Here is a 21972-nt window from a genome sequence, read left to right on the forward strand (position 1 = left end):
CCGCGCGCTAGCGGGTTTTCACCGCGACGAACGGCGGTTTGACCACTTCGCATTCCACGGCGCGGCCGCGGACGTCGACGGTGACGTGGGCCCCGTCCTCGATGCCGGCTGCCGTGTCGATCAGCGCCAGCGCGATCCCGGCTTTCAACGTCGGCGAGAACGTTCCCGAGGTGGTGACGCCCACGCTCTGATCACCGGCGAGCACGGTGAGGTCCTGCCGCAGCACCCCGCGGCCCAGCACCTTCAGCCCGCGCAGCAATCGCGTCGGGCCGGCTTCCTTCTCCGCGAGCAGCGCCTCGCGGCCCCAGAACGCGTCCTTCTTCCAGCCGACGGCCCATCCGGTGCGCGCCTGCAGCGGCGAGATGTCGAGCGACAGTTCGTGGCCGTGCAGCGGGTAGCCCATCTCGGTGCGCAGGGTGTCGCGCGCGCCCAGGCCGGCCAGCTCGCCGCCGGCCGCCTGCACCTGTTCGACCAAGGCGTCGAACACCACACCGGCCTGCTCCCACGGCGGCAGGAGTTCGAAGCCGTGCTCTCCGGTGTAGCCGGTGCGGCACACCCGCACGGGGACACCGGCGTAGTCGGCGTCGGCGTATCCCATGTAGTCCATCTCGGTGGGCAGCCCGAGGGTGGTCAGCACGTCGGCGGCCTTGGGCCCCTGCACGGCCAGCACGGCGAACGAGCGGTGCTCATCGGTGATCGTGAGACCAAGCGGCGCAACCTCTTTCAACGCTGCCACCACAGCGGCGGAGTTGGCGGCATTCGGCACCAGGAAGATCTCGTCGTCGGACACGTAGTAGGCGATCAGGTCGTCGATCACGCCGCCGGTCTCGGTGCAGCACAAGGTGTACTGCGCCTTGCCGGGCCCGATGCGGCGCAGGTCGTTGGTGAACGCCGAGTTGACGAACTCCGCCGCGCCGGGGCCGCGGACCAGCGCCTTGCCGAGGTGACTGACGTCGAACAGGCCGACGGCGTTGCGGGTGGCGTTGTGCTCGGTGACGGTGCCGGCGTACGAGACCGGCATCAGCCAGCCGCCGAACTCGGCGAAGCTCGCGCCGAGAGCGCGATGACGGTCTTCGAGTGGGCCCTGCTTCACATCGGTCACGATCACCAACATTAGTGGCTGGTGGTTAGGCTCAACGCCGTGAGCACCGCACCCGGTTACCAGTCCCCCGCCGTCACCGTCGCCACGTCGCTGCCCAAACGGGGCATCGGATCGGCTGTGCTGATCGTGGGCGTGACGAGCGCCGACGACTCCAGCCCGAAGGTCGTGACGAACCCGTTCCTGGACGCCGAGGCCGTCGGTGAGATCGAAGTGGCCCTGTCCGCACTGAGCGCCAAGGGCGGTGCCGAGTCGCTCACCCGCCTGGTGGTGCCGTCGCTGCCGGTCGCCAGTGTGCTGACGGTGGGACTGGGCAAACCGCGCGACCAGTACCCGCCGGATCTGATCCGCAAGGCCTCCGGCGTGGCCGCCCGCTCGCTCAACGGCACCGAGTCGGTGATCACCGCGCTGTCCGACCTGGACCTCGAAGCCGCCATCGAAGGCCTGATCCTGGGTGCCTACCGGTTCAGCGACTTCCGCAGCGGCAAGACCGCGCCGAAAGACGCCGGACTGCAGAAGATCACCGCGCTGGCCACCGACGGCTCCAAGGCGGTCAAGTCGGCCGCCGCGCACGCCACCGCTGTCGCCACCGCGGTGGCCACCGCCCGCGATTTCGTCAACACCCCGCCGAGCCATCTTTATCCCGATGAATTCGCCAAGCGGGCAAGGGCTTTGGGTGAATCCGCGGGGTTGTCGGTCGAGATCCTCGACGAGAAGGCACTGGCCAAGGGCGGCTACGGCGGCATCATCGGCGTCGGCCAGGGCTCGTCGCGGCCCCCGCGGCTGGTGCGCCTGACGTACAAGTCGGGCAAGCGCAAGGCTCCCAAGGTGGCGCTGATCGGCAAGGGCATCACCTTCGACACCGGCGGCATCTCGATCAAGCCGGCCGCCTCCATGCACCACATGACCTCCGATATGGGCGGGGCCGCCGCGGTGATCGCGACCACGGTGCTGGCCGCGCAGCTCGAGCTGCCGGTCGACGTCATCGCGACCGTGCCGATGGCCGAGAACATGCCGTCGGCCACCGCGCAGCGCCCCGGTGACGTGCTGACCCAGTACGGCGGCACGACGGTCGAGGTGCTCAACACCGACGCCGAGGGCCGGCTGATCCTGGCCGACGCGATCGTGCGGGCCTGTGAGGACGGTCCCGACTATCTGATCGAGACCTCGACGCTCACCGGCGCGCAGACGGTCGCACTCGGGGCCCGGTATCCGGGTGTGATGGGCAGCGACGAGTTCCGCGACCGGGTGGCCACCATCTCCCAGGAGGTCGGCGAGAACGGCTGGCCGATGCCGTTGCCCGACGAGCTCAAGGACGATCTCAAGTCGCAGGTCGCCGATCTGGCCAACATCAGCGGGCAGCGCTTCGCCGGCATGCTGGTGGCCGGGGTGTTCCTGCGCGAGTTCGTGGCCGACGGTGTGCAGTGGGCGCACCTCGACGTCGCGGGTCCGGCGTACAACACCAGTGGGCCGTGGGGTTACACCGGCAAGGGTGGTACCGGGGTGCCGACACGGACCATGTTCGCGGTGCTGGAAGACATCGCACTGAAGGGCTAGCAGTAAACGGCTGACTGAAGTTCACCTTCCGGTCACCTCCAGGCCGGGCGACCGCACGACACTCGGTCCGGTGACCAACCGCCTGCCTCGCCGAACACTGCTGCGTACTGCCCTGCTCGTTCCGGCCGGAGCCGCTCTGGCCGGCGCACTGCCGACGCCCTGGGCGGTCGCGTCGCCCGGCCTGGTGCGAGCGCGTCCCCAGCTGACCCACGGAATCGCCACGGGTGATCCGCGTGTCGACGGCGCGCTGGTGTGGGCGCGTTCCGACGTCCCGGCGACCATGATCGTGGAGACGTCGGCGACCGAGGACTTCACGAACGCGGCGCAGGTGCGTGGTCCCCTGCTCACACCGGCCTCCGACGGGACCGGACGGCTTCGTCTGCAAGGTCTGGAACCCGGCCAGCGCGTGCACTACCGGGTGACCTTGGAGGGCGAGGACGGTGCCCGCAGTGAACCTGCCACCGGCGTGTTCACCACCGCGCCCGTCGAGCCGTCCGATATCACCTTCGTCTGGTCGGGCGATGTCGCCGGGCAGGGCTGGGGCATCAACGCCGATACCGGCGGGATGACGGTGTGGACGGTGATGGCACAACGCAATCCCGACTTTTTCATCCACTCCGGTGATGCGATCTACGCCGACAATCCCATCGAGGAAACCCAAGAGCAGAACGACGGCCGGATCTACCGCAACGTCACGTCACCGGCCAAGGCCCAGGTGGCCCAGAGTCTCGACCAGTTCCGCGGCAACTATCAGTACAACTTGATGGACACCAACTATCGGTACTTCAATTCCACTGTGCCCCAGTTGATCCAGTGGGACGACCATGAGGTGGTCAACAACTGGTTCCCGGGCGAGAACCTGGCCGGTCAGAATCGCAAGGGGTATCAGCAGACCAGCGTGGATCAGCTCGCGGCCATGGCCACGCAGGCGTGGCGCGAATGGCAACCGATCGACGCACGGGAAGCCGTCGACGGACGGTTGTACCGCAAGATCGCTTACGGGCCGTTGCTCGACGTCTTCGTGCTCGACATGCGCAGCTACAAGAATCCGAACCCCGAGAGTTGGTCGACCGACGACAGAACCGGACTCCTGGGCCCCGAACAGGCGCAATGGCTCATCGATTCGCTGCAGGCCTCGACCGCCACATGGAAGGTCGTCGCCAACGACCTGCCCCTGAGCATCGTGGTCGCCGATTCCGCCACCAGCCCGCCGAACGGTCCGAAGGCCATGGAGGCCATAGCTCAGGGCGATGCCGGCGCTCCGCTGGGCCGCGAGTTCGAGACCGCCCGAATCCTGAGCTCCACCAAGAACGTTCGCAACATCGTCTACCTCACTGCCGATGTGCACTACACCGCGGCGATCTCTTATCACCCCGATCGTGCGGCGTTCCAGGATTTCAGCCCGTTCTACGAATTCGTCTCGGGTCCGCTCAATGCCGGCGCTTTCCCCGTCAGTCCGGTCGACTCCACGTTCGGCGCGGTGTACGAGTTCGTCCACGCGCCGGAGGAGGAGAACGTCTCCCCTGCCGAGGGTTTCCAGCACTTCGGCCACGTGCGGATCGATAAGGACACCCGGGCGCTCACGGTCGACCTCTGCGATAGCACGGGCGCCACGTTGTGGTCCACGACTATTCCCGCGGCTTGAGCTAGTCAGGCTCGGCCTCGACTGCCGCAACCTCTCTAAAATGGCCCTCTCCGTGTGGGTTCTCCGAGGGCGCGTTGCAGGGCGTTGTGTTCGCGTTCGGCGTTGATGTGTTGTTGGCGGTCTTGGTCGCGGGTGCGTTTGCGGGTGGGCATGGTGGTACCCGGGTGCGCTGTGCGGCGTCTTGTGGGTGTCGGGGGTGGCAGGGTGGCGGTGGTGCAATCCCAGTCGGGGAACAACAGTCTGCTCGTCGGTTGCGTGATATAGGTGTGACCGGTGGGCGCAGTCCAGCGGACGTCACCGTTGGGCAATTGCTCGTCACGCCAGCCGTCACCAAAGGTCTTCGCGAGGTGATGTTCTCGACACAACACCTTCCCATTGGAGGGATGGGTGGGTCCGCCGTCGCCGTGCGGGACGGTGTGGTCGATGTCGGCGTATTCGGCTTTACGGGTGCAGCCCGGGAACCGACATCGCATATCCCGGCATCGGATGAACTCGCGGGCCTTGCCGGTGAACCTGTAGCCGCGGGCAGGTGCCGCGGGCGGGATCGGAACGGCTTTGACGGTGGCGCCGTCGCGGAGCATCGCGGCGAGTTGGTCGAGTGGGATGAGGGTGCCACCGAGGGTGACTGCAGGGCGGGGCCGCCGTGGTGGGGTGTGCGCGGCCGGTGCCTGCGGCAGATCCTGGGCCGAGACCTGCTCGGAGGCAGCGTTGTTCACCCGGTCGGCCGCGTCGGGGGTGGCTGCGGTGGTTCCGCCGCCGGTGTCGGGGGTGGTGGGTCCGGGTGGGGGTGGCGGGGCACTGCCGGTGCCCCACGGCGACTCGTCATCGTCCTCGGGGTCGGTGCCGGGGTCGTCGGCGGCGCCGTCGGCCTCGTCCGTCTCGTTGATGCGGTCAGCGCCCTCGTCGATGTCGTCGTCTGTTTCGTCGCCGGCGCCGTCTGTCTTGTCAGGTGCTTCCAGCGGGGGTGGGGTGGGGTGCGCCCAGGGTGGCTCCTCCCCGTCGTCGTCACCGGGTGAGGTGGTCCACCAGTGCGACCAGTCGACGCCACCGTCATCGGCGGCCGGTTCGTCGGGCTGCCCAGCCTCCGGCTCCGACTCGGGTTCGGGTTCGGTGGTGACAGGGTTGTTTTCCCAGGGTGGCGGCGCGGGTGGGGTGGGGATGCGGGCGGCTTCGGCCGCGGCGGCCTCGCGGGCCAGCCCCTCGTAGTCGATGGTGGGTGGGGCCGCGGTGGCATCGGTGGACTGGGCTTGGCGCAGGGCGTCGAGTTGGGCCAGCACCTGCTCCAGGGCACCGTGTTCGGCCAGCACATGAATCACCGCCGCAGGCACCGCCGACGGCAGCGTCGCGGCCACACAGTCGCCGGCACCGCACTGGCACACCAACCGGTCCCGCCGGGCGTAGACCGCCCCTTGCGCCGCCGCGCGGAGCTCGCCTTTGCTGCGGGGATCGTTGCTGCAGACGGTGGCGGCCAGTGCATCCAGCACCCGCATCCCCAACTCCGCATCAGCTGCCGAGATCCGCCCATACAGCGACGCGGTGCCGGTAGCGTCATCGCGTTTACCGAACCCCACATCACAGCCTTGGGCAGCCTCACGGTAGCGGCGCACCGCATCGGGGTCGTGTTCTTCGATGATCGCATCCACGGCCAGCACCAGGTCATCGTCGGAGAGCAGGGTGTAGCCGCCCGCGTGGGCGGCGAGCTCGGCATCGACGGTGGCCTGCACCGACGGCAGCAGCAGCTCGGTGCGGTAGATCAGGGTTTCGGCGACCCGGGTGTTGATCACCCCCGCCGCCAACAACGCCGCGACCTTCGGGGACCGGGCGAGCCCTTCGGCCAGGCGCATCTGGGTGGAGGCCCGTCGTGCGCTCAGCCGCATCACCGGGCCCACCTGATCCCGCACGGCGTTCCATTCGTCGTAGGCCCAGGTTTTCTCTTCGGCGGCGGCGTGGTCTTTGTGGTGGGCCAGTAGGCGGGCGATCATCGTCCATTTGTGCGCGACCATGGTGGCCTCAGCGCGGTGGAAGGCGCCGATGGCATCGACCATCGCCGCGGGGGACAAATCCCCGCAGGTGGTCGGATCAATCAGCTCTTCGAACATGCTTTCGACACTACCCACGCCCACCGACAAGACATGCGCCACAAGGCAATCCACCACGACAAGCGCCTACTTATCCACAGTCAGCACTTCATCCACAACCCGACACCACGGGCCTTGACGCAAGGCAACACCCGTGTTCCCCCACTTCAACAAGCATGTCCGGCGGGAAGGGCCGCCAGTTGCCCAGCCACGAATCGACGCACTCACACAACCCGGCGAGGTATCTGTTCAAGCTGACCGAAACGGCCAAAGGTGAACTAGCGCAATGACGTTCCGATGGCCGACGGTGCGCTGCCACCCCGAACTGCCACTTCATGCCTCCGCTGCGCACTACTCGGCACTGAGCCGACGTGCACGTCAGGCGCACCCATGTCACACCACCTTGCCGCGGGCGGTGCTGCGCAGAATCTGTGGCGCCACCCGCGACACCCCGTAGACCAGGTGGGCCTCCGGGGTGACGGGACGGACGGCGGTGTTCTTGCGCACCGAGTCCAGGATCGCGGCGGCCACCTTCTCGGGCCCGTAGCGGCGTGCGGCGAAGGCCTTCTGGGCGCGGGCCTGGGCCGCGGCGGCCGCGTCCTCCTTGTCGGCGGGCACGTCGAAGCGGGTGGTACGCACGATGTCGGTGTTGACGACACCCGGGCAAATGGTGGTCAAACCGATTCCGGCAGAGCTCAATTCGGCGCGCAGACAGTCGGAGAACATGTAGACCGCGGCCTTGCTGGTGCAGTAGGCGTTCATCCCCTGCAGCGGTGCGTACGCGGCCATGGAGGCGACGTTGATGATGTGCCCGCCGGTGCCGCGCTCGACGAGGCGGCGGGCGAAGGCACGGCAGCCGTTGACCACACCGCCGAGGTTGACATCGAGCACCCGGTCGAACTGCTCGGCCGGGGTGTCCAGGAAATCGCCCGCCTGTCCGATGCCGGCGTTGTTCACCACCACATCGGGGACGCCGTGCTCGGCGCAGACCTCGGCGGCGAACCGCTCGACTGCGTCCGCATCGGAGACGTCGACCACGTAGGCGTGTGCGATACCGCCGGCCGCGGCTATCTGCGCGGCGGTCTCCTTGACGACGTCCTCGTTGATGTCGCTGACCACCACCTCGGCGCCCTGGGCAGCGAACGCGACGGCCGTAGCACGCCCGATCCCGCTGCCCGCGCCGTTCACCGACACCAGGGTGTCACCGAACGGGGCACGGGGCCGGCCCACCTGCGCGCGCAGCAGCCCTCGCTTGGCGGGCGCCCCGTCCAGGTGGTCGACCAGTTCGGTGACGGCCTGCGCCAGCACCTGCGGGTGCGACATCGGCGCCCAATGCCCGGCGTTGATGTCGCGGCGCCACAGCCGCGGCACCCATTGGGACACACCGTCGAGACCGTGCGGCCGGACCACCGGGTCACGGCGGTTGACGATCAACTGCACCGGCACACCCACATAGTGGTCGCGGCGGTACTGCCGTGGCGAGCGGCTGGTCATCGCCCGGTAGATCTTCAGCGAGTTCGCCAGATCCGTTGCCACAGAATCACTTCGGAACCGCTGCGCGGTCGGCACGCCGTCGGTCAGCAGAACCTTGCCGCGCCCGCCGGAGAACAACGCCCGCATCACCACCGGGGCCAGCACCGGGATCGACAGCGGGATCATGTAGGTCAACCGCAGCGCGTGCTCCAGCGCATGCAGGAACAGCACCGGCCGGTACGGCCGCGCCAGCGCCCGGAGGATGCCGGCCTTGTAATGGTCGGTACTGGGACCGGAGACCGACGTGAAGGACGCCACCCGGTCGGCGGCGCCGGGCCGGCTGAGGTACTCCCAGGTCGCGATCGAACCCCAGTCATGGCCGAGGATGTGGACCGGTTCGCCGGGACTGAGCGTGGTGAGGACTGCTTCGAGGTCGTCGGCGAAGCGCTCCATCCGGTAGGCCCGGACCGGCTTGGGCACCGACGACCCGCCGACGCCGCGGTTGTCGTAGCGGATGATGCGGAACTTCTCGGCGAGCAGCGGCACCACGCCATCCCAGAGCACGTGCGAGTCCGGCCAGCCGTGCGCGAGCACCAGGGTGGGCCCGTCGGGGTTGCCTTCTTCGTAGGCGGCGATCCGGACGCCGTCGGTGCTGTCGACGAATGTGGGAGCTGATGCCATGGCTCAGTACCTCATACCGCCGGTACCGGAATCAAGACCAGTCAGTCCCCCTGCTGCCTGGCTCTCCTCCCCGGCTCGTCCCTCGCCGCCTCGTCGCCCAGTCAGTCCCCCTGCTGCCTGGCTCTCCTCCCCGGCTCGTCCCTCGCCGCCTCGTCGCCCAGTCAGTCCTCGGCCAGTTCGTCGCGCAGCGCCCGGCGCCGCTCGATCCGCCGGCGGGCGTCGTGGTCGCGCATGCGTTGCGGGTAGCCGACTTTCTGCACGTCGTACACCGGGATCTTCAGCTGATCGGACAGCCGGCGGGCGCCCTTCTCGCCGCCGACGCGCCTGCGCGTCCACTCCCCGTCGTTGGCGACCAGCACCACAGTTAGCTCGGTGACCGTCGTCTTGGGTTCGACGAACGCTTCCACACCGGTGTGAGTGGCCACCCACTCGCGCATGTACCGCAGGTCAGCTGCGGGATCGGCGCCGCGCGCGCCGCCGCCGCGCCGGAACCTGTCGAACAATCCCAACTCCGGTTCGCTCCTTGCTTGTCGGCCGAGTTCACTCTCACTTCGATAGTGCCAGAGCTCCGAGCAACCCTGCGTGCATGCGTATCCGCCGAGAGTGAAAGGATGGTCCAGCACAAAATGCAACTGGTTTCTGAACCGGTACACGACGTTGTGGTAAGCCGGAACTCGAACCGCTCGTAAGTCGAACAACGACTGACCTTCGAGGAGTCAACAGGATGGCCGTTTCAGTCCAGATGCCCGCACTCGGTGAGAGCGTCACCGAGGGGACTGTCACCCGCTGGTTGAAACAAGAAGGTGACACCGTCGAAGTCGACGAGCCACTGCTCGAGGTTTCCACCGACAAGGTCGACACCGAGATCCCCTCCCCGGCGGCAGGCGTGCTCACCAAGATCGTGGCGCAGGAGGATGACACGGTCGAGGTCGGCGGCGAGCTGGCAGTCATCGGCGACGCCGAAGAAGGCGACAGCACGGGCGGTACCACCGAGCCCGAGGCCGCCCCCAGCGAAGAAGCAGCGCCGGAGCCCGAGCCCGAGGCGCAGGCCGAACCGGAACCCGAACCTGAGCCGGAGCCGGAGCCGGAGCCCTCGCAGCAGTCGTCGGGTGGTGGCGAAGGCACCTCGGTGACCATGCCCGAGCTCGGCGAATCGGTCACCGAAGGCACCGTGACGCGCTGGCTCAAGAGCGTCGGCGATTCGGTCGAGGTAGACGAGCCGCTGGTCGAGGTATCCACCGACAAGGTCGACACCGAGATCCCGTCGCCGGTGGCAGGCACCCTGCTGAGCATCACCGCCGAAGAAGACGACACCGTGGCCGTCGGTGGCGAGCTGGCCAAGATCGGCGACAAGGGCGCCGCTGCGGCGGCCAAACCGGAACCCAAGCCCGAGCCCAAGCAAGAGGCCAAGCCGGAACCCAAGCCCGAGCCCAAGCAAGAGGCCAAGCCCGAACCCAAGCAAGAGACCAAGCCGGAGCCGAAGCCGGAACCGAAACCCGAGCCCAAGCCCGAACCCAAGCAAGAGACCAAGCCCGAACCCGCAGCGGAGCCGTCCGGTGACGGCAGCCCGTACGTCACCCCGCTGGTCCGCAAGCTGGCCGCCGAGAACAACGTCGACCTGGCGTCGGTGAAGGGCACCGGCGTAGGTGGCCGCATCCGTAAGCAGGACGTGCTGGCTGCGGCCGACGCTGCCAAGAAGCCGGCCGAGCAGCCCGCCGCTGCAGCGGAGAAGCCTGCTGCGCCCGCCGCCAAGGCTCCCGCCGAGAGCCCGCTCGCGCATCTGCGCGGCACCACGCAGAAGGCCAACCGGATCCGCCAGATCACGGCCAAGAAGACGCGTGAGTCGCTGCAGACCACCGCGCAACTGACGCAGGTCCACGAGGTCGACATGACCAAGATCGTGGCGCTGCGGGCCAAGGCCAAGAAGAGCTTCTCCGAGCGCGAGGGCGTGAACCTGACGTACCTGCCGTTCATCGCGCGCGCGGTGATCGACGCGTTGAAGGCGCACCCGAACGTCAACGCCAGCTACAACGAGGACAGCAAGGAGATCACCTACTACGACGCCGAGCACCTCGGCTTCGCGGTGGACACCGAGCAGGGCCTGCTCTCACCGGTGGTGCACAACGCCGGCGACCTGTCGCTGGCCGGCCTGGCGCGGGCCATCAAGGACATCGCCGGCCGGGCCCGCTCGGGCAACCTCAAGCCCGACGAGCTGTCCGGTGGCACCTTCACCATCACCAACATCGGTAGTGAGGGCGCGCTGTTCGACACCCCGATCCTGGTTCCGCCGCAGGCGGCGATGCTGGGCACCGGTGCCATCGTGAAGCGGCCGCGGGTGATCGTCGACGAGTTCGGCAACGAGTCCATCGGCATCCGCTCGGTGTCCTACCTGCCGCTGACCTACGATCACCGCCTCATCGACGGCGCCGACGCGGGACGCTTCCTGACGACGGTCAAGCGTCGCCTCGAAGAGGGTGCGTTCGAGGCCGATCTGGGTCTGTAGAAAGGCCACTGGGCCGCCATGAGCACTGCCACGGTCGCCGTCGCCGGTTCGTCCGGCCTGATCGGTTCGGCTCTGGTCTACGCCCTGCGCGCGACCGATCACCGGGCGGTGCGCATCGTGCGCAGGGCGCCGTCGAATCCCGATGAGCTGCACTGGAATCCGGACACCGGGGAGTTCGACCCGAGTGGACTGATCGGCGTGGACGCGGTGGTGAACCTGTGCGGGGTCAACGTCGGCGGCGGCCGTTGGTCGGGTGCGTTCAAGCAGAGCCTGCGCGACAGCCGGATCGCCCCGACGGAGGTGTTGGCAGCGGCCGTGGCCGACGCCGGCGTACCGACGCTGGTCAACGCCAGCGCGCTCGGTTATTACGGCGACACCCGGGACCGCGTGGTCGACGAGACCAGCGGCCCGGGTACGGGTTTCTTGGCCCGGCTGTGCATCGACTGGGAGGCGGCGACGGTCGCCGCCGAGGCCGCGGGGGCGCGGGTGGTGCACGTGCGTTCGGGGCTGGTGCTCTCCCCCGCCGGCGGCATGCTCGGCCGGCTCAAACCGCTGTTCTCCCTCGGGCTGGGTGCGCGGCTGGGCAGCGGGCGGCAGTACATGCCGTGGATCAGCCTCGAAGACGAGGTGCGCGCGCTGTTGTTCGCCATCTTCCACGACGAGCTGACCGGTCCGGTGAACCTCACCGGACCGGCTCCGGTGACCAACGCCGAATTCACCACCGCGGTGGGCCGGGCCCTCAACCGCCCCACTCCGCTGATCGCGCCGGGTTTCGCCATCAAGGCCCTGCTCGGGGAGTTCGCGCAGGAGGGGCTGCTGATCGGGCAGCGCGCCATCCCGGCGGCGCTGGAACGGGCCGGGTTTCAGTTCCACCATCAAACGCTCGGCGAAGCGCTGAGCTACGTCACCAGCGAACGGGCGTAATTTGGCCATCATGAGTTCCATCAGATCCAGCACCGCTCCGGTCGATGTCCGTCAGCTCGGCACGCTGGACTATGTGGCGGCGTGGGACAGGCAACGCGAGCTCGCCGACGCGCGCGTGGCCGGCGGCCCAGACACGCTGTTGCTGCTGGAGCACCCGTCGGTGTACACCGCGGGACGGCGCACCGAAGACCATGAACGGCCGCGGGACGGCACCCCGGTGGTCGACACCGATCGCGGCGGCAAGATCACCTGGCACGGTCCGGGCCAGTTGGTCGGTTATCCGATCATCGGCCTGGCCGAGCCCCTGGACGTGGTGAATTTCGTTCGGCGCCTGGAGGAAGCCCTCATCACGGTCTGCACCGATTTCGGTCTGGACGCCGGCCGGGTCGAGGGCCGCTCCGGGGTGTGGCTACCGGAGGACGGCCTCCGACCGGCCCGCAAGATCGGCGCCATCGGCATCCGCGTGTCCCGTGCGGTCACGCTGCACGGGTTCGCCCTGAACTGCGACTGCGACCTGGGCTCGTTCGCCGGCATCATCCCCTGCGGCATCACCGATGCCGGGGTGACGTCGCTGTCTGCCGAGCTGGGCCGGCAGGTCCGGGTGGCCGAAGTCCGCGAGCGGGTGGGCACTGTGGTGTGTGACGCACTCGACGGTGTTCTGCCTGTCCGCGAACACGTGTCCGCCCCTGCGGCGAGCGTAGGATCGACCCAGTGAGTGTCGTTCCAGAAGGTCGGAAGCTGCTGCGGCTCGAAGTGCGCAATGCGCAGACACCGATCGAGCGCAAACCACCCTGGATCAAGACCCGCGCCAAGATGGGGCCCGAGTACACCGAGCTGAAGGGCCTGGTGAAGCGCGAGGGCCTGCACACGGTGTGTGAAGAAGCCGGCTGCCCCAACATCTATGAATGCTGGGAAGACCGCGAAGCCACGTTCCTCATCGGTGGTGAACAGTGCACGCGGCGCTGCGATTTCTGCCAGATCGACACCGGCAAACCGGCTGATCTGGACCGTGACGAGCCCCGCCGGGTTGCGGAAAGCGTGCAGGCCATGGGGCTGCGGTACTCGACCGTCACCGGTGTCGCCCGTGACGACCTGCCCGACGGCGGCGCCTGGCTGTATGCCGAGACCGTCCGCTACATCAAGAAGCTCAACCCCGGTACCGGCGTGGAGCTGCTGATCCCGGATTTCAACGCCGTCCCCGAGCAGCTCGAAGAGGTCTTCGAGTCGCGGCCGGAAGTGTTGGCGCACAACGTCGAGACCGTGCCGCGCATCTTCAAGCGCATCCGGCCGGCGTTCCGCTACCAGCGCAGCCTGGACGTCATCACGGCCGCCCGCGACTTCGGCCTGGTGACCAAGTCCAACCTGATCCTCGGCATGGGTGAGACCCCGGACGAGGTGCGCACCGCCTTGGACGACCTGCACAACGCGGGCTGCGACCTGATCACCATCACGCAGTACCTGCGGCCGTCGGCCCGGCACCACCCGGTGGAACGGTGGGTCAAGCCGGAGGAATTCGTCGAGCACGCCGCGTACGCGGAGGGCATCGGGTTCGCCGGAGTGCTCGCGGGCCCGTTGGTGCGCTCGTCGTACCGGGCCGGGCGCCTGTATCAGCAGGCAGCCGAGAAGCGCCGGGGTGGTATCAGCACCTCCCCTGCCGCCGTATCCTGAGAGCTATGGCGAAATCCCGTAACTCCGCCCAGGCCAAAGAGGCGAAGGCCCAGGCGAAGGCCGCCCGCAAGGCTGCGTCCAAGCAGCGTCGGAGCCAGCTGTGGCAGGCCTTCCAGATGCAGCGCAAGGAAGACAAGCGTCTGCTGCCCTACATGATCGGCGCATTTGTGCTGATCGTGGCGCTGTCGGTGGCCGCGGGCATCGCCATCGGCGGGTTCACCATGTACATGCTGATTCCGCTGGGCATCGTGCTCGGCGCGCTGGTCGCGTTCATCATTTTCGGCCGCCGCGCGCAGAAGTCGGTGTACCGCAAGGCCGAGGGCCAGACCGGCGCCGCGGCGTGGGCACTGGACAACCTCCGTGGCCGTTGGCGCGTGACGCCGGGCGTGGCCGCGACGGGGCATTTCGACGCCGTGCACCGCGTGATCGGCCGGCCGGGTGTGATCTTCGTGGGCGAAGGTACCCCGGCGCGGGTCAAGCCGCTGCTGGCCCAGGAGAAGAAGCGCACCGCCCGCCTGGTGGGCGACGTGCCGATCTACGACATCATCGTCGGCAACGGCGAGGGCGAGGTGCCGCTGGCCAAGCTGGAACGCCACCTCAACAAGCTGCCGGCCAACATCAACGTCAAACAGATGGACTCGCTGGAGTCGCGTCTGGTGGCGCTCGGCACCAAGATGGGCCCGGCCGCCATGCCCAAGGGGCCGCTGCCCAACGCCGCGAAGCTTCGCGGTGTGCAGCGCAAGGTTCAGCGTCGCTGACGCCGTGACACGGCGCGTCGGCCCTTGTAGACGCAGCGCCGGTGCCGGGCTTCGCGAATTCCGTTCGGCCGCGCCCGATCTCAGCGTGTTGCACTTGTGAATCTGATTTGCGCCCGCGATAATTCGCGCGACGCAGACAGGTGCTGGCCATTCGGCGGATGAGCGCGTCGGAGAGGCTCGGCTATGTGCACTGCGTGTGAGTGGGCACCCCATTTTGCCGCGTACGGACGCGACGTCACCTTCAGCCGTCGTTCGGCTTTGCGCGCGGCTGCCGCCATGACCGCAGGCGCCCTGGGCGCCACGGTGGCGACACCGTCCGCGCAGGCGGCGCCCCCAGCCGGTCCCGCGGATCTCGTCTTCCGCAACGGGCCCGTCTACACCGTCGCCGGCCCCACCCCGTGGGCGCAGGCGGTGGCCGTCACCGGAAACACCATCAGCTTCGTGGGCGACGAGGCCGGCGCCATGGCGCTGGCCGGCCCGAACACCCGCATCGTCGACCTGAACGGGCGGCTGTTGATGCCGGGCTTCGTCGAGGGCCACACGCATCCGTTCCTGGGTTCGTTCCTGACCTCCGGCGTCGATCTGCAGGTGCCGACGCTGGCCGATGCCCAGGCCGCCATCGCCGACTATGCGCGGCAGCATCCCGATGGCCCGGTCCGCGGCTTCGGGTGGCGGGTGGACATGTTCGGTCCCGACGGCCCCACCCGCGCCGACCTGGACACTGTGCTGCCGGACCGTCCGGGCTTCTTCTTCGCCATCGACGGGCACAGCCTGTGGGCCAACAGCAAGGCTCTCGAGATGGCCGGGGTCAACCGCGACACCCCGGACCCGATCCCGGGTTTCAGCTATTACGCGCGGGACGCCGGCGGCGACCCGACCGGCTACATCCTCGAGGTCAACGCGGTGCTGGGGCTGGTCAACGCCGTCGAGCCCATCTCACCGGACACCATGGGCACGCTCATGCGGGGCTGGCTGCCGAAGGCGTCGGCGGCGGGCATCACCTCGGTGTTCGACGCCGGGGTGCCGCCCATCGGCGACGACCAGGCCTCGATTCTGCGCCTCTACACCGACGTCGAGCGCAGCGGTGAGCTGCCGTTCCGGGTGGTGGCGTCGTATTCGGTGCGCACCGCCCCCATCGACGGCACGGTGGAGAACTTCCGCCGGGTCCGCAGCGAGATCTCCGGTGACCTGGTGTCGGTGGATGTCGTCAAGATCATCGGTGACGGCACTCAGGGCGGCTACACCGCGTGGCTGATCGAGCCCTACGCCGACAAGCCGGATTCCACCGGCGGCTCCCCCTTCACCGAAGAGCAGTGGCACCAGCTGGTGGGCGACATCGACGCCGCCGGTTTCGATGTGCATGTCCACGCCTGCGGTGAACGGACCGCGCGGGTGGGCCTCGACGCCATCGAACGTGCCATCGCCGCCAACCCCGCCCGCGACCGCCGCAACACCATCGCCCACCTGGTCTACGTCGAGGACAGCGACAATCCCCGCTTCGGCGAACTCGGTGTCGTCGCACAGTTCTCCGCGAACTGGATGTCGGCCGACCCGGACACCCTGGAGAACATGGCGGCCCGCTACGGATCGCCGCGCAAGGACCTGATGTACCGGCCGCAGGAGGTGCTGCGCTCCGGCGGCCGGATCTCACTGGGGACCGACTGGCCCGCGGCGGGCTACTTCTCCACCTACAAGCCGCTGGACTCCATCCAGATCGGGGTGACACGTCAGCTCATCGGCGACAGCGGCGCGGCGGTGCTGGCTCCGGCCGATCAGAAGCTGACGGTCGCCGAGGCGGTGCACGCCAACACCCTGGGTGCGGCCTACCAGATCCGGCTCGACGACCGGGTGGGCTCAGTCGAGGTGGGCAAGCTCGCCGATCTCATCGTCCTGGAGAAGAACATCTTCGACATCGATCCGCACGACATTCATACGGCCAACGTGATGATGACGCTGATGAACGGCCAGATCCGGCACGAAGTCTGACGGCTGTGGCGTCTCCGTCCACGTCATCTCCGCACCACGGCGGTGAAGGTGAACTTGTCCTGCATGCCGCGGCTGTCGCTGTCCATGAACAGCGCCGGGATCACCAGCGACAGCAGCAGCCCACGCGACAACGCGCGACCGAACCCGACATGCATACGGTTGTCGATGGACACCACCATCAGCCCCAGCGCGAACTGTCCCGGAGTGAAGCTGAACAACCGCACCGAGATCGCGCCGAGCAGCAGCCAGATCACCAGCACCGCTGTCGACAGCCAGGCCAGGGAGAACAGGCCCAGGCTGATGGCCAGGCCGGCGAGTCCGTAGGCGATCAGCCAGTCCACCAGAAGTGCGGCGAACCGGCGGCCTGAGCGGGCGATGGATCGTGGCCCGGATTCAGGCAAACCGAACGCTTCACCCGGGTACGCGGACTGGTGTCCGGAGTCCGCAGGTTCGGGGCCGGAAAGCCAGGACGACAGCGCGCGAGCCATGCAGCCAGCATAGGGTGAGATTGATTGCGTAACGTCCACGCAACATGCGGTTGACTGGCGTGCAACATCGGCTCCATACCGTCAGCCGCGGGTTAATTCACAACTGTGCCTACACGAGCACACGAAGGAGCAGTAAGTGGCAGAAAAGACTGCTGACGACATCTTCAAGCAAATCAAAGACGAAAACGTTGAGTACGTCGACGTCCGGTTCTGCGATCTGCCCGGTGCAGTCCAGCACTTCTCGATCCCGGCCTCGGCGTTCGACGAGAGCGTCTTCGAGGACGGTCTGGCGTTCGACGGTTCGTCGGTGCGCGGCTTCCAGTCGATTCACGAATCCGACATGATGCTGCTGCCGGATCCCGCGACGGCGCGCATCGACCCGTTCCGGGCCGCGAAGACGCTGAACCTCAACTTCTTCGTCCACGATCCGTTCACCCGTGAGGCCTACTCGCGTGACCCGCGCAACGTGGCCCGCAAGGCGGAGAACTACCTGACCAGCACCGGTATCGCCGACACCTGCTTCTTCGGCGCCGAGGCCGAGTTCTACATCTTCGACTCGGTGTCCTTCGACTCCAAGATCAACGGCACCTTCTACGAGGTGGACTCGGAGTCGGGCTGGTGGAACACCGGCGAGCCCTTCGAGGCCGACGGCAGCGCCAACCGCGGTTACAAGGTGCGCCCCAAGGGTGGCTACTTCCCCGTTGCTCCGTATGACCACTACGTGGATCTGCGCGACGAGATGGCCACCAACCTGCAGAACGCCGGCTTCGTCCTGGAGCGCGGCCACCACGAGGTGGGCACCGCCGGCCAGGCCGAGATCAACTACAAGTTCAACACGCTGCTGCACGCGGCCGACGATGTGTTGCTGTTCAAATACATCATCAAGAACACCGCGTGGGCCAACGGCAAGACCGTCACGTTCATGCCGAAGCCGCTGTTCGGCGACAACGGCTCGGGCATGCACGCCCACCAGTCGCTGTGGAAGGACGGCAAGCCGCTGTTCCACGACGAGGCCGGCTACGCGGGTCTGTCGGACATCGCCCGCCACTACATCGGCGGCATCCTGCACCACGCGCCGTCGCTGCTGGCGTTCACCAACGCAACGGTGAACTCCTACAAGCGTCTGGTGCCGGGTTACGAGGCTCCGATCAACCTGGTCTACAGCCAGCGCAACCGGTCGGCCTGCGTTCGTATCCCGATCACCGGCAACAACCCGAAGGCCAAGCGCCTCGAGTTCCGTTGCCCGGACAGCTCGGGCAACCCGTACCTGGCGTTCGCGGCCATGCTGATGGCCGGTATCGACGGCATCAAGAAGAAGATCGAGCCGCTGACCCCGGTCGACAAGGACCTCTACGAGCTGCCGCCGGACGAGGCCGCCGCGATCCCGCAGGCCCCGACCTCGCTGTCGGCCGTCATCGACAAGCTCGAAGAGGATCACGAGTACCTCACCGAGGGTGGCGTGTTCACCGAGGATCTCATCGAGACCTACATCTCCTACAAGCGGGAGAACGAGATCCTGCCGGTGCAGATCCGTCCGCACCCGTACGAGTTCTCGCTGTACTACGACGTGTAATCACGTTGAGCGAAGATGCCCCGTCCTGCAGGACGGGGCATTTTTGTATTTCTGGTTCGAACCTCCGAAACGGTCCGCCGGCCCGAGGACACTGGCTCGCGTCAGTCCCCGAGGAGGAGTCATGAAGTATGTGATCGCCTGGAAGACCAGGCTCACCGGTTCGGAGCGAGAGAACGAGCAGGCCGCCCGCCGAGGCATCGAACTGTTCAGCAAGTACGAGATGCCATCGCAGACCACCTTCCACCAGTTCCTGGGCCGCCTCGACGGCACCGGCGGCTTCGCCGTCGTCGAAACGGACGATCCCGCCGAGGTCCTCGACGGCGTGACGAAGTTCGGCCCGTTGAACGAATTCGAAGTGCATCCGGTCATGGATTACTCCGATTGGCTGGGTGTTGCCCAGGAGGGGGTGGCGTTCCGCGAGTCCATCAGCTGACTACGCCGGGCGCCGAGGCGGGGTGACGCACGAACCCCGGGGAGGTGAGCCCATGTGCTGTACTGGCCCGCATGCGGGTGTTGCTACAGCGCGTCACGTCGGCCAGTGTCACCGTCGACGGGCAGGCGGTCGGCGCCATCAACCCTGACACGCAGGGTTTGGTGGCTTTGGTGGGTGTCACGCATGACGATGACCCGGCCAAGGCTGCGCGGATGGCCGAAAAGCTCTGGCAGTTGCGGGTTCTCGACGACGAGCGCAGCGCCGCCGACATCGGTGCGCCCATCCTGGTGATCAGCCAGTTCACGCTGTATGCCAATACCGTCAAGGGCCGGCGGCCGTCCTGGAATGCCGCCGCGCCCGCCGCGGTCGCCGAACCGTTGGTGACGGCGTTCGCCGATGAGCTACGCCGGCTCGGCGCCTGCGTCGAGACCGGGGTGTTCGGTGCGGAGATGTCGGTGGCCCTGGTGAACGACGGACCGGTGACGGTGTTGCTCGAATTGTGAGTGCACAAAGGGTTGCGATCCGGCGACGATAGGACCGGAAACTCCCTTCGGGCCAAGGTCTGAAAAGTATCGTCGGTGCATGACCCAGAACCTGAACGCCCGCCTCGACCCGCAGGCCCCTGCGGTCTTGAGTCTGTTCCGCATCGTCGTGGGGTTGCTGTTCCTGCTCCACGGCACGTCGAAGTTGTTCGGTTGGCCCGGCGGCCCGCAGGTGCCCGTGGGGACCTGGCCGTACTGGTGGGCCGGCATCATCGAACTGGTGACCGGGGCGCTGGTGACCGTCGGGTTCTTCACTCGCCCAGCGGCGTTCATCGCCTCCGGCCACATGGCCGTGGCCTTCTTCTGGCAGCACCTGCCCGGCGGTTTCTGGCCGATCAACAACGGTGGCGAACCGGCGGTGCTGTTCTGCTTCGCCTTCCTGCTGCTGGTCTTCACCGGCCCGGGCCGGTACGCCATCGAGTCGCGCCGGGTGGCCCGCGGCGGTGTCGTGACCGGCCGCACCCCGCGGCGGGGCTGGCGCCGCTGAGATGACGATCAAGCGCACCCCGTCCTGGTACGACGACGAGGTGGGGGCTCTGTTCGATCTCGCACGCGGGTTCTTCGAGCGTGAGGTCGTGGCCAAGGTCGACAAGTGGGATGCCCAGCGGCGCATCGACCGTGAGGTGTGGCTGGAGGCGGGCAAGCTCGGGTTGCTGCTGTGCTCGATCCCCGCCGAATACGGCGGCGGGGACGGTACTTTCGCGCACGATCTCGCGGTGTTCGACGCCCAGGGTTACGCCGGTGATCTGTCGCTGGGCATCGGTGTGCACAGCGGGATCGTCCCGCACTACCTGCTGGCCTACGGCAGCGAAGAACAGAAACGCGCGTGGCTGCCGCTGATGGCCACCGGGGAAGTGCTCGGTTCCATCGGCATGACCGAGCCGGGCGCCGGGTCGGATCTGAAGGCCATCCGCACCACGGCCGTTCGCGACGGTGATCACTATGTGGTCAACGGGTCCAAGACGTTCATCACCAACGGCGGCTCCGCGGACATGTCGTTGCTGGCCGTCAAGACCGATCCCAAGGCCGGCGCGCGCGGTATCTCGCTGCTGATCGTCGACCTGCGCGACGAACCGGGCTATCAGGTCACCCGGGTGCTCGACAAGGTCGGCATGCACGGCGCCGACACCGCCGAGCAGTCGTTCACCGACGTCCGGGTGCCGGTGGCCAACCTGCTCGGCGGCCAGGAGGGTAAGGGCTTCGGTCAGATGATCGCCCAGCTGCCCCAGGAGCGGTTGATCGTCAGTGCGCAGGCCGTCGGCGGAATGGAACGTGCGGTCGACGAGACCATCGCCTACACCAAGGCGCGGGAAGCGTTCGGGCACAGCCTGTTCGAGTTCCAGAACACGGCGTTCGAACTCGCCGAGTGCACCACGCTGGCCCGGGTGTCACGGACCTTTCTCGACCATTGCATCGACGCCCACCTGCGCGGGGAACTCGACGGCACCGAAGCCGCGATGGCCAAATACTGGCTCACCGATCAGCAGTGCGCGGTGATCGACCGGTGTGTGCAGTTGCACGGCGGCTACGGATACATGCGTGAGTACCTGATCGCCCGGATGTACGAGGACGCCCGGGTGCAGCGCATCTACGCCGGCGCCAACGAGGTGATGAAGGACATCATCGCGCGCAGTCTGTGAAGGAAAAGCTATGCGGGTGTTCGTCACCGGCGGCACGGGCGCCATCGGGAGTCATGCGGTGCCGGCGCTGCTAGAAGCGGGTCACACCGTGACGGCGATGGCCCGCAGCACCGCCAAGGCCGATGCGCTCCGGCATCAGGGCGCCACTGCCGTGCAGGTGTCGCTGTTCGACCGCGCCGGGCTCACCACGGCATTGCGCGGGCACGACGTCGCCGTCAATCTGGCCTCGGCACTGCCGCCTCCGCAGCGGTTCATGCTGAAATCCGCGTGGCGGGAATGCACTCGAATCCGCACCGAAGGGTCGGCGACTCTCGTTGATGCGGCGTTGGCGGCGGGGGTGCCCAGGGTGGTTCAGGAGTCCGTGGTGATGATCTACCGCGACGGTGGCGCCCAGTGGGTCGACGAGGACTGGCCGGTCGATCACTATCCGATCTCCGCGGGCAATCACGCCGCCGAAGCCAGCTCTCGGCGATTCGCCGAGTCCGGCTGCAGCGCAACGGTATTGCGCTTCGGCTTGTTCTACGGACCGGGCGCAGCGCACAGCGAGCAGATCATGAACCTCGCGCGGCGCCACCTGGGGTTCCGGATGGGCTCCCGTGATTCCTACCTGTCATCGATCCATCTGGCCGACGCGGCCGGGGCTGTCGTCGCGGCGCTCGACTGCCCCGGCGGCACCTACAACATCGTCGATGACGAGCCCGTCACCGCGGCGCAGAACAGCGCGGCAATGGCGCAGGCGGTCGGCGCGACGGCATGGCTCGAGGCGCCCGGCCGGTTGGCGTCATTGCTGGGTGAGCGTGCCACGTCCATGACGCGATCCCTGCGGGTCAGCAATGCCCGCTTCCGCGCGGCCACCACCTGGACGCCTCACCACCGGAGTGTGTGGGAAGGCTACCGCGCCATGGCCACCGCGTTGTGACAACC

The 21972-nt window shown here is 67.7% G+C and carries 19 protein-coding genes; 14 read left to right on the top strand and 5 right to left on the bottom strand.

Annotated elements, in window-relative coordinates; genetic code table 11:
- Positions 1-7: 7 nt before the first annotated feature.
- Complete coding sequence (gcvT, locus tag NL241_RS21720) at positions 8-1114, bottom strand: glycine cleavage system aminomethyltransferase GcvT (protein WP_487696879.1); 1107 nt, start codon at positions 1112-1114, stop codon at positions 8-10.
- Between the two features lie 27 nt (positions 1115-1141).
- On the opposite strand from gcvT, the gene NL241_RS21725 reads away from it, so the two are divergent.
- Both NL241_RS21725 and NL241_RS21730 read left to right on the top strand, forming a co-directional pair.
- Complete coding sequence (locus tag NL241_RS21725) at positions 1142-2656, top strand: leucyl aminopeptidase (protein ID WP_494394990.1); 1515 nt, start codon at positions 1142-1144, stop codon at positions 2654-2656.
- A gap of 70 nt (positions 2657-2726) precedes the next feature.
- Positions 2727-4301 (top strand): alkaline phosphatase D family protein, encoded by a 1575-nt coding sequence (locus NL241_RS21730; RefSeq protein WP_494394991.1) that lies wholly within the window; start codon positions 2727-2729, stop codon positions 4299-4301.
- A gap of 35 nt (positions 4302-4336) precedes the next feature.
- On the opposite strand, the gene NL241_RS21735 is transcribed toward NL241_RS21730, so the two are convergent.
- The 3 genes from NL241_RS21735 to NL241_RS21745 form a co-directional block, all read right to left on the bottom strand.
- Positions 4337-6400: an HNH endonuclease signature motif containing protein gene (locus NL241_RS21735; protein WP_494394992.1), complete on the bottom strand. Its 2064-nt coding sequence runs from the start codon at positions 6398-6400 to the stop codon at positions 4337-4339.
- Between the two features lie 372 nt (positions 6401-6772).
- Positions 6773-8533 (bottom strand): SDR family oxidoreductase, encoded by a 1761-nt coding sequence (locus NL241_RS21740; protein ID WP_494394993.1) that lies wholly within the window; start codon positions 8531-8533, stop codon positions 6773-6775.
- Between the two features lie 161 nt (positions 8534-8694).
- On the bottom strand, positions 8695-9042 hold the full coding sequence (locus NL241_RS21745; protein ID WP_487688061.1) for an oxidoreductase: 348 nt from the start codon (positions 9040-9042) through the stop codon (positions 8695-8697).
- A 215-nt stretch (positions 9043-9257) separates the two neighbouring features.
- On the opposite strand from NL241_RS21745, the gene sucB reads away from it, so the two are divergent.
- The 6 genes from sucB to NL241_RS21775 all read left to right on the top strand — a co-directional run bounded on the left by sucB (position 9258) and on the right by NL241_RS21775 (position 16372).
- Positions 9258-11036 (top strand): 2-oxoglutarate dehydrogenase, E2 component, dihydrolipoamide succinyltransferase, encoded by a 1779-nt coding sequence (gene sucB, locus NL241_RS21750; protein ID WP_494394994.1) that lies wholly within the window; start codon positions 9258-9260, stop codon positions 11034-11036.
- Between the two features lie 18 nt (positions 11037-11054).
- Positions 11055-11960 (top strand): TIGR01777 family oxidoreductase, encoded by a 906-nt coding sequence (locus NL241_RS21755; protein ID WP_494394995.1) that lies wholly within the window; start codon positions 11055-11057, stop codon positions 11958-11960.
- 7 nt (positions 11961-11967) lie between these two features.
- Entirely contained in the window at positions 11968-12675 is a 708-nt protein-coding gene (gene lipB / locus NL241_RS21760) for a lipoyl(octanoyl) transferase LipB (RefSeq protein WP_494398360.1), read from the top strand.
- Positions 12672-13628, top strand: coding sequence for a lipoyl synthase (gene lipA, locus NL241_RS21765; protein ID WP_487688054.1), 957 nt, complete (start codon positions 12672-12674; stop codon positions 13626-13628). Before lipB ends, lipA begins: the two co-directional genes overlap by 4 nt.
- Before the next feature lie 5 nt (positions 13629-13633).
- Positions 13634-14386, top strand: coding sequence for a DUF4191 domain-containing protein (locus tag NL241_RS21770; protein ID WP_487688053.1), 753 nt, complete (start codon positions 13634-13636; stop codon positions 14384-14386).
- A gap of 183 nt (positions 14387-14569) precedes the next feature.
- The gene (locus NL241_RS21775) at positions 14570-16372 is read left to right on the top strand and encodes an amidohydrolase (RefSeq protein WP_494394996.1); all 1803 of its coding nucleotides are present in this window, start codon (positions 14570-14572) and stop codon (positions 16370-16372) included.
- Between the two features lie 23 nt (positions 16373-16395).
- Here NL241_RS21775 and NL241_RS21780 read toward each other — a convergent pair whose 3' ends face one another.
- On the bottom strand, positions 16396-16860 hold the full coding sequence (locus NL241_RS21780) for an RDD family protein (protein WP_487688048.1): 465 nt from the start codon (positions 16858-16860) through the stop codon (positions 16396-16398).
- 136 nt (positions 16861-16996) lie between these two features.
- Between NL241_RS21780 and glnA the strand changes: the two genes are divergently transcribed.
- The 6 genes from glnA to NL241_RS21810 all read left to right on the top strand — a co-directional run bounded on the left by glnA (position 16997) and on the right by NL241_RS21810 (position 21967).
- The gene (gene glnA / locus NL241_RS21785) at positions 16997-18433 is read left to right on the top strand and encodes a type I glutamate--ammonia ligase (RefSeq protein WP_487688045.1); all 1437 of its coding nucleotides are present in this window, start codon (positions 16997-16999) and stop codon (positions 18431-18433) included.
- 121 nt (positions 18434-18554) lie between these two features.
- Positions 18555-18866: a DUF3303 domain-containing protein gene (locus tag NL241_RS21790; RefSeq protein WP_487688043.1), complete on the top strand. Its 312-nt coding sequence runs from the start codon at positions 18555-18557 to the stop codon at positions 18864-18866.
- Between the two features lie 71 nt (positions 18867-18937).
- Entirely contained in the window at positions 18938-19369 is a 432-nt protein-coding gene (dtd, locus tag NL241_RS21795) for a D-aminoacyl-tRNA deacylase (RefSeq protein ID WP_487688041.1), read from the top strand.
- A gap of 79 nt (positions 19370-19448) precedes the next feature.
- Positions 19449-19895, top strand: a complete 447-nt coding sequence (locus NL241_RS21800; protein ID WP_487688039.1) for a DoxX family protein — start codon at positions 19449-19451, stop codon at positions 19893-19895.
- A gap of 1 nt (position 19896) precedes the next feature.
- Entirely contained in the window at positions 19897-21048 is a 1152-nt protein-coding gene (locus NL241_RS21805) for an acyl-CoA dehydrogenase family protein (protein ID WP_487688037.1), read from the top strand.
- 10 nt (positions 21049-21058) lie between these two features.
- Positions 21059-21967 (top strand): NAD-dependent epimerase/dehydratase family protein, encoded by a 909-nt coding sequence (locus NL241_RS21810; protein WP_494394997.1) that lies wholly within the window; start codon positions 21059-21061, stop codon positions 21965-21967.
- Positions 21968-21972 lie beyond the last annotated feature (5 nt).

Source organism: Mycolicibacterium sp. SMGY-1XX (assembly GCF_059132455.1).